The 13,826-nt window shown below is 59.2% G+C and carries 20 protein-coding genes; 4 read left to right on the top strand and 16 right to left on the bottom strand.

Going from position 1 to position 13,826, the window contains the following annotated elements:
• Positions 1-59: 59 nt before the first annotated feature.
• Positions 60-887, bottom strand: coding sequence for an NAD(P)H-binding protein (locus tag KGA97_RS06230; RefSeq protein ID WP_223480406.1), 828 nt, complete (start codon positions 885-887; stop codon positions 60-62).
• Between the two features lie 155 nt (positions 888-1,042).
• Here KGA97_RS06230 and KGA97_RS06225 point away from each other — a divergent pair, with 155 nt between their 5' ends.
• Positions 1,043-1,729, top strand: coding sequence for a TetR/AcrR family transcriptional regulator (locus KGA97_RS06225; RefSeq protein WP_223480405.1), 687 nt, complete (start codon positions 1,043-1,045; stop codon positions 1,727-1,729).
• On the opposite strand, the gene KGA97_RS06220 is transcribed toward KGA97_RS06225, so the two are convergent.
• The 8 genes from KGA97_RS06220 to KGA97_RS06185 form a co-directional block, all read right to left on the bottom strand.
• Positions 1,726-2,010 carry a hypothetical protein gene (locus KGA97_RS06220; RefSeq protein ID WP_008036910.1) on the bottom strand — a complete coding sequence of 95 codons (285 nt, stop codon included), beginning with the start codon at positions 2,008-2,010 and terminating at the stop codon, positions 1,726-1,728. The genes KGA97_RS06225 and KGA97_RS06220 overlap by 4 nt on opposite strands.
• Before the next feature lie 301 nt (positions 2,011-2,311).
• Complete coding sequence (locus tag KGA97_RS06215) at positions 2,312-2,542, bottom strand: hypothetical protein (protein ID WP_008031039.1); 231 nt, start codon at positions 2,540-2,542, stop codon at positions 2,312-2,314.
• A gap of 115 nt (positions 2,543-2,657) precedes the next feature.
• Positions 2,658-2,879 carry a hypothetical protein gene (locus tag KGA97_RS06210; protein ID WP_223416091.1) on the bottom strand — a complete coding sequence of 74 codons (222 nt, stop codon included), beginning with the start codon at positions 2,877-2,879 and terminating at the stop codon, positions 2,658-2,660.
• 72 nt (positions 2,880-2,951) lie between these two features.
• Positions 2,952-3,992 carry a DNA topoisomerase IB gene (locus tag KGA97_RS06205; protein ID WP_223480404.1) on the bottom strand — a complete coding sequence of 347 codons (1,041 nt, stop codon included), beginning with the start codon at positions 3,990-3,992 and terminating at the stop codon, positions 2,952-2,954.
• Between the two features lie 75 nt (positions 3,993-4,067).
• Positions 4,068-5,147: a molybdenum ABC transporter ATP-binding protein gene (modC, locus tag KGA97_RS06200; RefSeq protein ID WP_223480403.1), complete on the bottom strand. Its 1,080-nt coding sequence runs from the start codon at positions 5,145-5,147 to the stop codon at positions 4,068-4,070.
• A 3-nt stretch (positions 5,148-5,150) separates the two neighbouring features.
• Complete coding sequence (gene modB / locus KGA97_RS06195) at positions 5,151-5,831, bottom strand: molybdate ABC transporter permease subunit (protein ID WP_192227047.1); 681 nt, start codon at positions 5,829-5,831, stop codon at positions 5,151-5,153.
• Entirely contained in the window at positions 5,832-6,599 is a 768-nt protein-coding gene (gene modA, locus KGA97_RS06190; protein WP_223480402.1) for a molybdate ABC transporter substrate-binding protein, read from the bottom strand. It lies immediately after the preceding gene.
• Between the two features lie 135 nt (positions 6,600-6,734).
• A complete protein-coding gene (locus KGA97_RS06185) occupies positions 6,735-7,799 on the bottom strand; it encodes an NAD(P)H-dependent flavin oxidoreductase (protein ID WP_223480401.1) in 1,065 nt (354 codons plus the stop codon).
• Between the two features lie 187 nt (positions 7,800-7,986).
• On the opposite strand from KGA97_RS06185, the gene KGA97_RS06180 reads away from it, so the two are divergent.
• Positions 7,987-8,970 (top strand): MDR family oxidoreductase, encoded by a 984-nt coding sequence (locus KGA97_RS06180; protein WP_192227049.1) that lies wholly within the window; start codon positions 7,987-7,989, stop codon positions 8,968-8,970.
• A 47-nt stretch (positions 8,971-9,017) separates the two neighbouring features.
• Here KGA97_RS06180 and ada read toward each other — a convergent pair whose 3' ends face one another.
• The 5 genes from ada to KGA97_RS06155 all read right to left on the bottom strand — a co-directional run bounded on the left by ada (position 9,018) and on the right by KGA97_RS06155 (position 12,179).
• Entirely contained in the window at positions 9,018-10,082 is a 1,065-nt protein-coding gene (gene ada, locus KGA97_RS06175; protein ID WP_192227050.1) for a bifunctional DNA-binding transcriptional regulator/O6-methylguanine-DNA methyltransferase Ada, read from the bottom strand.
• An 86-nt stretch (positions 10,083-10,168) separates the two neighbouring features.
• Positions 10,169-10,849, bottom strand: coding sequence for a DNA oxidative demethylase AlkB (alkB, locus tag KGA97_RS06170; RefSeq protein ID WP_223416087.1), 681 nt, complete (start codon positions 10,847-10,849; stop codon positions 10,169-10,171).
• On the bottom strand, positions 10,839-11,546 hold the full coding sequence (locus tag KGA97_RS06165) for a 2OG-Fe(II) oxygenase (RefSeq protein ID WP_223480400.1): 708 nt from the start codon (positions 11,544-11,546) through the stop codon (positions 10,839-10,841). Before KGA97_RS06165 ends, alkB begins: the two co-directional genes overlap by 11 nt.
• Positions 11,547-11,671: 125 nt before the next feature.
• Positions 11,672-11,842, bottom strand: coding sequence for a hypothetical protein (locus KGA97_RS06160; protein ID WP_162130704.1), 171 nt, complete (start codon positions 11,840-11,842; stop codon positions 11,672-11,674).
• Positions 11,843-11,876: 34 nt separating this feature from the next.
• Positions 11,877-12,179, bottom strand: coding sequence for a DUF1883 domain-containing protein (locus tag KGA97_RS06155; RefSeq protein WP_008031060.1), 303 nt, complete (start codon positions 12,177-12,179; stop codon positions 11,877-11,879).
• 212 nt (positions 12,180-12,391) lie between these two features.
• On the opposite strand from KGA97_RS06155, the gene KGA97_RS06150 reads away from it, so the two are divergent.
• Both KGA97_RS06150 and KGA97_RS06145 read left to right on the top strand, forming a co-directional pair.
• The gene (locus KGA97_RS06150) at positions 12,392-12,751 is read left to right on the top strand and encodes a hypothetical protein (RefSeq protein ID WP_223480399.1); all 360 of its coding nucleotides are present in this window, start codon (positions 12,392-12,394) and stop codon (positions 12,749-12,751) included.
• A gap of 72 nt (positions 12,752-12,823) precedes the next feature.
• Positions 12,824-13,054 (top strand): hypothetical protein, encoded by a 231-nt coding sequence (locus tag KGA97_RS06145; RefSeq protein WP_008031064.1) that lies wholly within the window; start codon positions 12,824-12,826, stop codon positions 13,052-13,054.
• Between the two features lie 11 nt (positions 13,055-13,065).
• On the opposite strand, the gene KGA97_RS06140 is transcribed toward KGA97_RS06145, so the two are convergent.
• Together KGA97_RS06140 and KGA97_RS06135 are read right to left on the bottom strand one after the other, a co-directional pair.
• Positions 13,066-13,347, bottom strand: coding sequence for a hypothetical protein (locus KGA97_RS06140; RefSeq protein WP_008036896.1), 282 nt, complete (start codon positions 13,345-13,347; stop codon positions 13,066-13,068).
• A gap of 141 nt (positions 13,348-13,488) precedes the next feature.
• On the bottom strand, positions 13,489-13,677 hold the full coding sequence (locus KGA97_RS06135) for a hypothetical protein (RefSeq protein WP_008036894.1): 189 nt from the start codon (positions 13,675-13,677) through the stop codon (positions 13,489-13,491).
• Positions 13,678-13,826: the final 149 nt, after the last annotated feature.

The following is a 13,826-nucleotide window of genomic DNA, read 5'->3' as shown; positions in this document are numbered from 1 at the left end:
AAAATGAAATGGCATACAGCGCTATTGAACTGATCGTCGAATAATCTATTCGGCTGATCTCAACCCCAGACACCGGTAGCCACCGTGCGGCGAACATAGTCGCTGAAGTCCCGCGCCGGGCGACCCAGTGCACGCTGTACGCCGTCAGCCACCGGTGTATTGCGGCCATCGAGTACGGTGGTGAAGAGGTACAGCACGAGTTCAATCAGCTCTGTTGGTAGTTGGGCCTGTTCCAGCGCCTGGCGATAGGCGTCGGGTGGCACGGCGACGAAACCGACATCGCGTTTGGACGCGTGGGCAATTTCGGCGGTGGCCTCTGCAAAGGTCAGCGCGTGCGGGCCCGTCAGCTCATAGAGTTGGCCTGAATGCCCCGGTTTGGTCAGCGCCTCAACCGCAATCTCGGCGATGTCTTCCACGTCGACAAAGGGCTCGGCGATGTTGCCGACGGGGAGGGCGAGTTCTCCTTGCAGGATTGGCTCAAGAAAGTGCGCTTCGCTGAAGTTCTGAAAGAACCAGCTGGCCCGCAGGATGGTCCAGTCCACGCCGCTGTTTTGAACGACGCGTTCTGCCTGTTCAGCTTCAACTTCGCCGCGCCCTGACAACAGCACCAGATTGCGGACGCCGCTTTTAACGGCCTGATCGGTGAATGCCTGCACAGTTTCAACCGCACCGGGGACCGCAAGGTCTGGCTGGAATGAAATGTACACCGCGTGAATACCCCCAAGCACCGCTTCCCAGGTGGAGCGATCCTCCCAGTCGAACGCCGGATCCGCCCCGCGAGAGCCCAAGCGAACAGGCACATCGGCCGCTTGCAGCCGTTGAGTGATCCTCCTCCCGGTTTTGCCTGTTGCGCCGAGAATCAGAATTGTCTCTTGGGTGGTTTTCATCGCGTTCATCTCCATCGGTTTAATGTGAGTGATGCTCATGTTTAAAAAGATGATAAACGCTCATGTTTTGTCGTCAACTGGAAGAACCGGTGAAACCGACGTACGGGCGGTGCTAAGGTGAGGCTATGTCATGTTATTGATCGGGAAGCACGCCAGTGCCGAAGAAAACCACCGAAGCCCACGAGCAAGCCGTTTCAGAGACCGTCCGGCGCAATCCCACGCAGCAGCGCAGCCGCGAACGCCAGGAGCGAATCCTGGCGGCGGGGACGCAATTGATTGCGAGCAAGGGCAGCGATCAAGTGAAAATGAGTGAAATCGCCGAAATGTGCGGGATTTCGATCGGCTCGCTTTATCAGTATTTTCCAGACAAGAGTTCGGTGATTCGCACCTTGGCCGAGCGCTATAACGCCGAAAGCCGTCGTTGCATCGAAGTCGCCATGGTTGCGGTCGAGGACGCGCAAGGGCTGCGCGAGGCCTTTTCAGAGCTGTTGGACGAGTATTACGAGATCTTCCTGGCGACACCGGCGATGCGTGACATCTGGTCAGGCATGCAGGCAGACAAGCAACTCATGGCGCTGGAACTGCAGGAGTGTCGGATTGCCGGCGGGTTATTGGCGGATGCGATGCTGCGGGTAAACCCCAGCAGCGATATACAACAGGTTCAGGCGTCTGCCTTTCTGATCTGGAGTCTGGGCGAGGCGACAATGCGCCTGGCCATCTCATGCGCTCCCGAGGAGGGACGCGCGCTGGTCGAAGCGTTCAAGCGGATGTCTTTGCGAGAAATCATGGGGCCGGCGGCCGGGCCGAGTGAACGTGCTTCAACCGCCGAACCTGTCCGTTAAACGAATGGTTGACCGCTAAAACCACGGGGCAACCGTTGCAGCCCGGCCATGGCGGTAAGCCGCTCGACCCATGCTGCGCGCCAGTCATTGGCAGTGTGAGTGGCTTTGGCTTTGCGTGCTGCGCGGCGTGCCGCGTTGCGTTGGTCTTTGCGTGCATCCTTGTATGCATCGGTGTTTCGGCAACTTCTGCATTTCACTCGGTTCAGTTCAGTGGTTGAGGTGAGCTTGCTGCCTTTGTGGCCGCAAGCCAGATGCCCGGCAACTTTGAAGTGAGTAACCATCAGACGCCTCCTTCGTGACGTGTGACCGTTTGACCTCACGCGAGTGATGACGTTCGTTGAGCGCAGGCGAGCAAAAAGAAGGCCCGCATGCGGGCGGGCCAAGGGATATTTCAAAAGGAGTAGGGCCACAGTAAGGCGTGAGTTGTGAAGGCTGTGTGAAATGACCGGACAAAAAAAATCCCGGTACAGGGCCGGGTTTGGGATTCAGTAGCAGGTGATCAGGCAAGGACGCACCCGGTGACGATCATCGTCGCCGTTCATGCGTCCTGGCCGTGCGCTCGTGTCCGGAGTCCAGATCGAATCATCTGAACCGCGGCAGCGGCGGCTCGACAGGTTTGAGCGAAGACAGCGTGTTACGAATCAGCGGCGTGTCCTTCTCGATGTCGTTCAGGCGATCACGAATCCTGAGGGCGGTCGGATGCCCGCCTTGATGATCGACCCAGTCGGCGATTTCCTTGCACGCTGCGGCCAAGCGAACCTGGCGCGAGTCGAGCAGGGTGAGCAGGGTGGTGATGGACTCTTTTTCGGACATGGCAAACACCTCCGTTCAAGAAACCTGGCAGTGGCAGCAAAAAGCCCGCAAAGAGCGAGCTTTCTGCCGATGGGGTCGCTGTTCCCTCAGCCATTTTTCAGTATAGACCCGGACTTCAGCCTTGTCGGGCCACCACTTGCGATCGGGCATTGAGTTGATCGCACGTGCGTTGGGCTTTTTCTTCAAGATCGTAGCCGTCACCGATGTAGCCGTTAGTCCGGGTATCGGTGATGCGATACCAGACGGCGGCTTCAGGTGGCTGATGTTGGTCTTCGCCGGCTCGGCGGCCATAAACGATGATCTTGTTGCAACGCTTAACAACGTAAATGTCTTCCATGGCTTCACTCGAAGCTAATTTGTGTCACAACAACTATAGAAGCCATTTGTAATCGCGCAAAAAATGAACAGGTCAGTTCGTCGGTTGAGTCGCCTCGATCATCTTCTCCAAATACATCGCCAGCCCGACTTCCTCGGTCCTCAAGCCTTTACGTGTTCTCGGGCGCGGTAACTCGGCCAATGCCCCCATCAGGAAACCCTCAAGCACCGCCGGGTGGATATAGCACTTGCGACAAACTGCCGGGGTGTTGCCAAGTTGCCTGGCGACGTTCTTGACCATCTCCACCACATGCCGCCTGGCGTCTGATTCCGGTTCCCACTGCAAACCGCGCAACACCGACAACGCCAGCGCGCTGCCTGCCCAGGTGCGGTAATCCTTGGCGGTGAAGTCGGTGCCGGTGAGGGTTTGCAGGTAGGCGTTGACGTCGGAGGAACTGACGGTGTGCCGCTCGCCGCTTTCATCCAGATACTGAAACAGGTTCTGCCCGGGAATCTCCTGGCAGCGTTTGATGATTCGTGCCAGGCGCCGGTCTTTCACGGTGATCTGGTGCTCGACGCCGCTCTTGCCCCGGAACTGGAACCGGATCGCACTGCCGTTGATCTCGACGTGCCGGTTGCGCAGCGTGGTCAGCCCATACGAGCGGTTGTCCCGGGCGTACTGCGTGTTGCCGACCCGAATCAATGTCGCGTCGAGCAAGGTAATGACCGTGGCCATGACCTTGTCACGGCTGAAGCCCGGCGCGGCCAACAGCGTTTCAAGCTGTTTGCGCAGTTTCGGCAGGGCGAGTCCGAAATCCCGCAGGCGCGAGTATTTGTCGGCATCGCGCACTTCGCGCCAGCGCGGGTGATAACGGTATTGCTTGCGCCCCCGGGCATCACGGCCTGTGGCTTGCAGATGCCCACGCGGGTCGGCGCAAATCCAAACGTCGGTGTAGGCCGGGGGGACGGCGAGGGCATTGATACGTTTGATTTGCTTTGGGTCGGTGATGCGTTTTCCGTCCGGGTCGAAGTAGCAGAACTTGCCACGCAGTTTCTTGCGGGCGATGCCGGGCTGGGTGTCATCGACATAATGCAGGTCAGGTGGCAGCACATCAGTCAGCGTGGAGTCGGGCATGGCGGTAGTCCTTGGCGACGAATCAGGGGCCGTTACAGCCATTGACCGCGTGCCAGTGAAGTCGTGCCAGCGGGTTTACGCCAGCACCGCCACCGCTTTGATTTGCGCCCAGAGCTGTTGGCCGGGATGCACGTGCAACTGATCCCGGGAGTAGCGGGTGATTCGCGCCAGCAGCGGTGTGCCGGCCGCATCCAGACGGATCAGCACGTGGGCGGCGTTGTCTGCGCCCATTTCACTGATCACGGTCACCGGCAGACGGTTGAGGATGCTGCTTTGCTCGGCGCTGTGCAGGCTCAGGCTGACATCGCGCGCCTGGACCTTGCAACGCAGCGCCTGGCCGGGGTCCATCGGCGTGTGCGTCACGCGGATGTTCAGAGCGGTGTCTGGCAGTTGCAAGGTCAGCAACTGATAATCGGCGTCATAGGCACTGACATGACCCTCGATCACCACGCCGGCGTCATCGCCCAACGCCAAAGGCAAATCGAGCCGGGCCAGCGTTTCGCCGATAGGGCCACTGGCCAGGGCTTTGCCGTTGCTGAGCAGGACGATGTGGTCGGCCAGTCGCGCCACTTCATCCTGGGAATGGCTGACATACAGCACCGGGATGTCCAGCTCATCGTGCAGCCTTTGCAGGTAGGGCAGGATCTCGCTTTTACGTTGCGAATCCAGCGCCGCCAGCGGTTCGTCCATCAGCAACAGTTTCGGGCTGGTGAGCAGCGCGCGGGCAATGCCGACACGCTGTCGCTCGCCACCCGACAAGTGCTGCGGATGGCGGTCCAGCAGATGACCGATACCCAACAGCTCCGTCGCGTGCGCCATGTCGACCCGGCGTTGGTGTCTGGGGATTCGCTTGAGGCCGAACTGCAGGTTCGCCAACACCGACAGGTGCGTAAACAGACTGGCTTCCTGGAAGACATAGCCGATTGCGCGTTTGTGCGGTGCTACGAAAATCTTCTTGTCGCTGTCCTGCCAGACTTCATCGTTGACCTGGATAAAGCCTTGTTCGGCCCGTTCCAGGCCCGCAATACAGCGCAAACAGGTGGTCTTGCCCGAGCCGGAATGGCCGTAAAGCGCGGTGACGCCACGGCCGGGCAGTTGCAAGTCCACATTCAGGGCGAACCCCGAATACCTCAGTTTCAGACGTGTTTGAATCATCGATCAGCTCCAGCCCGCTTTGGTTTTACGGCTGGAGTACAGCGCCAGCAACACGGCAAACGAGAACACCAGCATCGCCCCGGCCAGCCAGTGGGCCTGGGCGTATTCCATGGCTTCGACGTGATCGTAGATCTGCACCGAGACCACACGGGTCTTGTCGGGGATGTTGCCGCCGATCATCAGCACCACGCCAAACTCACCGACGGTGTGGGCGAAACCGAGAATCGCGGCGGTGATGAACCCCGGTCGGGCCAGAGGCAGGATCACGCTGAAAAAAGTGTCCCAGGGATTGGCGCGCAAGGTCGCAGCTACTTCCAGCGGGCGGGTGCCAATGGCAGAAAAAGCGTTTTGCAACGGCTGGACCACGAACGGCATCGAATAGAGCACCGAGCCGATTACCAATCCGGCAAAACTGAACGTCAGGGTGCCAAGCCCCAGCGATTGAGTGAAGTGGCCGATAAAGCCGTTAGGGCCAAGCGCCAGCAACAGATAAAAACCGATCACCGTGGGCGGCAGCACCAGGGGCAGGGCGACAATCGCCCCGACCGGGCCGCGCAGCCAGGATTGGGTGCGCGAAAGCCATAACGCAATCGGAGTGCCGATCACCAGCAGGATAACCGTCGTCAGGGACGCCAGTTTCAGGGTCAGCCAGATGGCGGAAAAATCGGCACTCGACAGGGTCATTTAGAGTTGGTAACCGTAGGATTTGATGACAGCAGCGGCTTTCGGACCTTTGAGGTAGTCAACCAGCGCCTTGGCAGCCGGGTTGTCCTTGCCTTTGTTGAGGATCACCGCGTCTTGTTTGATCGGGTCGTGCAGGCTGGCTGGAACGATCCACGCCGAACCGCTGGTGACTTTGCCGTCTTTGTAGATCTGCGACAAGGCGACAAAGCCCAGTTCTGCGTTACCGGTTGAGACAAACTGATAAGCCTGGGTGATGTTCTGGCCTTCAACGATCTTGTCCTTGACCTTGTCGGTCAGGCCCTGCTTGGCCAAAACCTGGGTGGCAGCCAGGCCATAAGGGGCGGCTTTCGGGTTGGCGATGGACAGATGCTGATATTCGTTCTTTTTCAGCACATCCCCTTTGGCATCGACGTAACCGTCCTTGGCTGACCACAACGCCAGGGTGCCAACGGCGTAGGTGAAGCGCGAGCCCTTGACGATGTCGCCTTCGGCTTCGAGTTTTTGCGGGGTGGTGTCGTCCGCCGAGAGGAACACTTCAAACGGCGCGCCATTCTTGATCTGCGTATAGAACTGGCCGGTTGCACCAAAGGAGGTGACCAGTTTGTGCCCGGTGTCTTTCTCGAAATCAGCAGCGATAGCCTGGATCGGCGCGGTGAAGTTGGCCGCGACGGCGACCTGGACTTCGTCCGCCTGGGCCGCGCCAATGGCGAACACAGCAAGCAGGCTCGCCAGGCAAGTAGGGGCAAAACGTGAGGCACGAATGGTCATGAAACGGCTCCGTTGTAGGCAGGGACAGCGAGGGGTTAAAACGCTATATAGCGGAATATATAGCGAATTGCCTGCAAACGGAATGTGTTGATCTCGATTGCATTGCGGCGAAACGCCTCGCCCCAGGTCTTGTGCCTAGCGGTGCAACAGTTTCGCCAAGCCGTCTTGGGCCAGACGCTGCGTCAATTCTGCTGTCGTCATCTCACCCCCCAACCTGAATGCCTGCCCGGCCCAGAGGTTGCTGAAATCCGCTTCGCCCTTTGCCCGCAACGGCATCAACGCCCCACCTGCCAACGGGAAGGCCGGTGCTTTATCGCAGATCGGTCCGAGTTCGCGCATCACGCGATTGAGAATCCCGCGTGCCGGGCGGCCAGTGAAAATGTTGGTGACGGCGGTCTCGCTTTCTTTGGCCGTGCGCAACGCCTTGTGGTGAGAGGCGCTGACCTTGGCTTCCGGTGTAAACAAATACGCCGTGCCCACCTGCACCGCGGACGCGCCCAACAGAAACGCCGCCGCCACGCCCCGTGCGTCGGCAATGCCGCCAGCGGCAATCACCGGCACTTTCACCGCGTCGACAATTTGCGGCAGCAGCGCGAAGAGGCCCACCTGGCTGCTCAAATCGTCGCTGAGAAACATGCCCCGATGGCCACCGGCTTCGTAACCCATGGCGATGATCGCGTCGCAGCCATGCTGCTCAAGCCAGACGGCTTCTTCGACAGTCGTCGCCGAAGACAGCACTTTCGCCCCGGTCGCCTTGACGCGATCCAGCAGGGATTTTTCCGGCAGGCCGAAGTGAAAGCTCACCACTTCGGGGCGGCATTCTTCGATCACTTCACAGGTTGCGTTATCGAACGGCGCGCGATTGGACACGGGTGTCGGTGCGTCGAAATCCACGCCGAGTTCGCGGTAGTAGGGTTGCAGCAGATTCTTCCAGTCCCGGGCACGTTGCTCGTCGGCAGGGGGCGGCTGATGGCAGAAGAAGTTGACGTTGATCGGGCGTTGAGTGTGTTGGCGAATGGTCTTCAATTCTTCGCGCAACTGCTCGGTGGTCAGCATGGCCGCGGGCATCGAGCCCAGGCCGCCGGCATTGCTCGCGGCGATGACCATGGCTGAACCGGTTGCGCCAGCCATCGGAGCCTGGATGATCGGCAGTTCGATCCCCAGCAAATCGATAATTCGGGTATCTGGCCATTGGCTCATTTCAAGGTTCTCCGGGTCATAACGGGGCAGGGCTGCAGGACGGGACTTGTATCAGCAAAGACAGGCGCAAGACCCATCGGGTTTCAGGATGGGGCATTCCTGGATTGGCTTAAAGTCGGGTACGGCAAAAGGTTGCAGTGTGATATTCCAGTAGCACGACAACTGAATGATCTGACAGGAGACGACAATGTTCCAAGGCATTTTGATCGACAAAGACGACAGCGGTTACCGGGCCACACTGCAAGAGATCAATGACGATCAACTGCCCGAGGGCGATGTGACAGTGCGTGTGGCGTACAGCACGCTGAACTTCAAGGACGGTCTGGCGATCACCGGCAGCAGCCCGGTGGTGCGAAAATTCCCGATGGTGCCGGGCATTGATCTGGCGGGGACTGTCGAAGTCAGTGGGCATCCGGACTACAAGGTCGGTGATCAAGTCGTACTCAATGGCTGGGGAGTCGGTGAAGGGCATTGGGGCGGATTGGCGCAGAAGGCGCGCCTGAATGGCGACTGGCTGATTCCGTTGCCTCGGGAATTCACCGCTGCCCAGGCAATGGCGATCGGCACGGCCGGTTACACGGCGATGCTGAGCATCCTGGCCTTGGAACATAACGGTGTGACGCCTGAGCAGGGTGACGTTCTGGTCACGGGCGCCAACGGTGGTGTAGGCAGTTTCGCCATCGCGCTGTTGAACAAGCTCGGCTACCGGGTGGTCGCGTCCACTGGCCGCACCTCCGAACACGACTACCTCAAGCAATTGGGTGCCAGCGAAATCATCGACCGCGCGACATTGTCCGAGCCGGGAAAACCACTGGCCAAGGAGCGTTGGGCGGCTGTGATCGACTCGGTCGGCAGTCACACCCTGGCCAACGCCTGTGCCAGCACGAAAGCCAACGGCACTGTCGCCGCGTGTGGTTTGGCGCAAGGCATGGACTTTCCGGCCTCTGTCGCCCCGTTCATTTTGCGCGGCGTGACCCTGGCCGGAATCAACAGCGTGACCCAACCCAAAGCCAAGCGGGTATTGGCATGGAACCGTCTGGCCAAGGATCTGGACTTTGCCTTGCTGCCGCTGATCAGCCACGAAATCGGTTTGAGTGAGGCGATCGATGCGGCACCGCGATTGCTCGCCGGTCAGCTGCGTGGCCGTGTGGTGGTGGATGTGAATCGCTGAAAGCAAAAATCGCAGCCTGCGACTGCGGCAGGCTGCGATCTTTTGATTTATTGGCTTTCGCGCTCCAACAACTGCCGCTTGCGCTCCACGCCCCAACGATACCCCGACAAGTTGCCGTCACTGCGCACCACGCGGTGGCACGGGATCGCCACCGCCAGGCTGTTCGCGCCGCAGGCCTGGGCCACGGCGCGCACCGCTTTCGGTGAGCCGATGCGCTGCGCGACATCGGCGTAACTGGCGGTGCTGCCGACAGGAATTTCCCGCAGGGCTTGCCAGACGCGCTCCTGAAACGCCGTGCCGCGCACATCCAGAGGCAAGTCCAGGCCGATGGCCGGCGCTTCGATAAACCCGACGACCTGAGCGATCAACTGCTCGAACCCGTGGTCGGCGCCGATCAGGTTGGCCCGCCGAAACTTGTCCTGCAGGTCGCACACCAATTGGTGCGGATCATCACCCAGCAGAATCGCGCACACACCGCGTTCGCTTTGCGCCACCAGAATCGCCCCTAAAGAACACTGGCCGACGGCAAACCGAATGTCGTTGTTCTGGCCTTCGGCGCGGTAGTCGCCAGGTTTCATCCCCAACAATTGATCCGCCGCCTCATAAAATCGGCTATTGGAATTGAAACCGGCGTCATACAAGGCATCGGTCACCGAGCCTCCATCGATCAAGCGTTGGCGAACCTTGCGTGAACGGTGGGCCGTGGCGTAGCCCTTGGGCGTCAATCCGGTCACGGCTTTAAACACTCGGTGAAAGTGGAAGCTGCTCAGGCCCGCCACGTCGGCCAACTCACTCAGTGCCGGCAGATGCTCTGCGGTCTCGATCTGACGGCACGCGGCGGCCACCGTTGCGGCATGTTGCGCGGCGACGTCACTTTGATCTTTCGCTGCGCGTTTGCTCGGGCGGTAACCGGCCGCCTGGGCTTGCTCGGCGGTGTCGAAGAATTCGACGTTCTGCGGCTTGGGCAAGCGCGCCAGACTGCTGGGGCTGCAATAGATGCCGGTGGTTTTCACTGCATACACAAACTGCCCGTCTGCGCGGGGATCGCGTGCGACGACGGCGGCCCAGCGCGGATCGTTTTCGGTGGCGATTCTTGTCGATTGGCGTGTCATGGCTTCTTGTCCGTTGACCTGTTTGATTCAGATTAACCAGCCGGCGCAGTCGTCGCACTCCGGGGCTTGCGGTCAAATTCGGGGATTCATTTTGCGGTACGAAACGTGAAGTTGATCCGTTGCTCGCCCATTCGCGGGTGCTGACCGTCCTTGATCGGCAAGACACCGTGATAACGCAAGCGATCAACGCCGCCCCAGACCACGATATCGCCGTGCAACAGTGGTACTCGCTGGCTTTTATCGCTGCGTTCAAACCCGCCGAACAGGAACATCGCCGGCAAGCCCAGGGAGACCGAAACGATCGGTGCTGCGTAGGACGCTTCATCCTTGTCTTGATGCAAAGACATTTTGGCGCCGGGGACATAACGGTTGATCAGGCACGAATCGGGTACGAAATCAGCAAAACCGGCTTCGCGCGCCGCCGCTTGTGCGAGCGCCAAAAACACCGCGGGCATGGCCGGCCAGGGCGCGTCGGTTTGCGGATCATTGCGGGTGTAGCGATAACCGCTGCGGTCGGTGGTCCAGCCCCAGGTACCGCAACTGCTCATGGCTGCCGACATGATGAAGCCGCCGGGCGTGACCATCTGCCGAAACGGCGCGGCGGCCAGAACCGCTTCCAGTGCAGGCAGCAAACGATCCAGCCAGGGCAGGGCAAAGCCTCTCAGTACGCAAGACTGTTCGCCGATTTGCTCGCGCCGAGGTAGCTGCTCGGGCTCGGCGTCGGCAAACAGGTCGAATGTGCTCGGGGTCATGGGGTCATGTCGCATCGTGAAAGATGATTCCAAGGGTATGCCGTTTTCCGCTGTGCAGGCGACTGACCCCGTGGCGCAACGTGACACGGTAGAAGCCGCGAACGCCTTTGACTGGTCGTTGGTTGACGGCAAAGATCAGCCCGTCACCTTTCTTCAGGCCAATCACCTGGGGGCGAGACTGCATCCGTGGCCGTTGCTCGGTCAGTACAAACTCGCCGCCGGTGAAATCTTCGCCTGACTCTGACAGAAGAATCGCCACTTGCAGTGGAAAAACGTGTTCACCGTACAGATCCTGATGCAGGCAGTTGTAGTCCTGTGGCCCATATTGCAGCAACAACGGCGTTGGGCGCTCCTGACCGGCGGCATGACAGCGCTCAAGGAACGCCTCGTGCTTCGGGGGGAAACGGATCGGCAAGTCCATCTGCTCGTACCAGCGATTGGCAATCGGCACCAGTCGCGGGTAAAGCGCATTGCGCATTCGACAGACGAGATCCGGCAGCGGGTAGCGAAAGTATTTGTACTCGCCGCGGCCAAAGCCGTGGCGGGCCATCATGACCTGTGAGCGGAAAGGCTCTGGTTTCGCATAGAGCGCGCTGATGTCGTCACACTCTTCGGCACTCAGCAATGACCGGATGATGGCGCAGCCATCCTGATCGAGTTGCTGGTACAGGCTGTCCCAGTCGAGTGCATCGAGCGTACGCTCGTTAAACATGTGCTGACTCCTTAACCCAGGGTTGAGGTGGCCAGTCTAGGGAGCGCTGCCGTCGTGAACACTCCGGCGCTTGCGGTCGAATTCAACGGACGGAGCAGACATCCCGGTTGTCGCTCCGAATCCCGTTACAGCGCTTTGCTGACGCTGATCTCGCTGATGACGTCTTCGCCCTGGCCATGAATGGCGTCCAGCGCGGCTTTGGCTTCTGCTTCGGTGCCGTTTTCAAGCTGGGCAAATTCGAAGCGGCGTTCGCCGTTGAGTTTGTATTTGATGACGTACTTGGTTGTTTGGGTCACGGTCATATCTGCCTGTGTTCGAGTCGGGCGGTGCTCAGCTCAGTTTCGTGGTGGAGCGGCGGATGATCTTGATCGAGTGGGACAAGGTCGGTTTGCGGGTCACGCTGATCGCCCGACGGTTGACGGTGTCGATGGTGATGTTCCAGAAACCGGTGCTTGGTGCAGTAATTCGGGCCGGGAAGGTGTCGAATGCACCACCATGGTAAGTGTGACGGCCACCATTCTTGAAGCTGCGGAAATTGGCGTCGTTCATCAAGCGGATGTTGCACATTTGCGAGCACTGAATGACGACGATGTCGTCTTCATTGAGGTGCTCGCGCTGGTGGATAAATTTCATGAGGCGCCTCCAGAAGGGCTTTTTCTACAAAATCAAAACGATAGCATGGGCGATGGGCGCAGTTTATCAGCCCGAACGGGTTATTATCCGGTCGTCGGGCTCCGCTTTGACAATTAAAAACAGTTATTCGGAATTCTATGAGCGATAAAAGCAGTGGGCCTCGGAGAAAACCAGCATTTGTGCTGTCGGAGGGGCTTTATCGGAGGTTTTTTATGAAGTGGGGTGCGTGGGTTTTGCCATTGGCGTTGGCGATGAGTGGTTGTGCGAGTGTCTCGGAAATCAACGAGACGCTGCCCACCATGAGCGTGATTTCAGGCAAGAAGCCCCATGAGTACGCGCAATGCCTGACCGAGAAACTGGCCGGCAGCCGCGGCGCCCTGCAAGTCGAGCCGCAGGGCAAAGACGGCGTGCGGGTCATCGTGCCGCAGAAGTTCTCCTCGGGTCCGGCCGCTGTATTCGATATCGAAGAACGTTCCAGTGGCAGCAGCATCAAGCTGCATGAGCGCATCTCCAATGTGCCATTACGCCCCATGGATGTGCGCGATGCCGCCACGGCGTGCATTTCCGGCTGATAGACTGGCGACAGTCAGCATCGATGCCGTCAAAGCAACGCTTTGGCGGCATTGTCATTTCTGGAGTCGAGCATGAAGCGAGAGCAGGTACGGGAACGGCACGCAGAGGGTCACATCTCTGCTACCCATGTGATTCAAAATCCGGCTGATCCGGGGGAATGGATCGTGTTTTTCAAGAAAAGCGCCGGGCGCAGCTATTTTCTGGTGGACGATAACGATGAAGTCGAATCCTTCAGTCGTCTCGACGATCTGATCGAGACCGTGCGCGGTCTCGGGATCAAGTTCGCCGAAATTCACATGTAGGGCAGGGCGCCTTACTTGCAGACCACCACGACGCTGCGGTTTTTGTAGTTGCCTACGTCGACGCCGAGGGTCTTGTCGCTTTCCTTGGTCGACGGGGTTCCGTCGGTGCCAACGATTCGATAGCCGGTGCCGGCGCAGGAGGCATCGGCTTTTTCATAGCAGGAGGCCCAGGAGTTGGCTTCGCCGGAGCAGTCGATGGACAGGCCTGTTTCGCCATTGCCCAGGTAAGTCTTTTCAGAGGTGGCGCAGCCACTCAGGGCCAATATCGCAATCAAAGGCAAAAATCTATTCATGTCGTTGTCGTCGTCAGGGTGATGGGCTAAGCCTGTGACAGCGCCGGAATCAAAAGGTTATAGCGAAAGGCCACTTCGTTTCATCCAATCACAAAAAAGCCCTGCGCGAGGCAGGGCTTGGTCATGCAAATCGGCTCCGGATCAGGACTTATCCTTGCCGCGGCGCTTCGGCTCCGGGTGTTCGAGTTCCAATACAGACGCCACTTCAATCGCCAACGCTTCAGTCGGGAATGGCCCGGCGATATTCTCGCCGCTGACGCTGGCTACCCACCACTGGCCGTCTTTCGCCTGATTGATCAGGAACCCGTTGACACTTTTTGCTACCGACATCTATCTGCCTCGTTGGCTGGTTCAATTGCGCAATGATAACGCCAAACGCACGCAACCGGTGTTGATGGGTGTAGGGTGGGTGCGATTGCATGCTCGGTTGTCACCTGTGCAGCCCCGAAAATCTGCTATCTATAAGAGGCATCGCGACG

It is taken from the genome of Pseudomonas sp. BF-B-15, assembly GCF_019946675.1.
Taxonomy (GTDB): domain Bacteria; phylum Pseudomonadota; class Gammaproteobacteria; order Pseudomonadales; family Pseudomonadaceae; genus Aquipseudomonas; species Aquipseudomonas migulae.
This window is presented reverse-complemented; position numbering and strand designations above follow the sequence as displayed.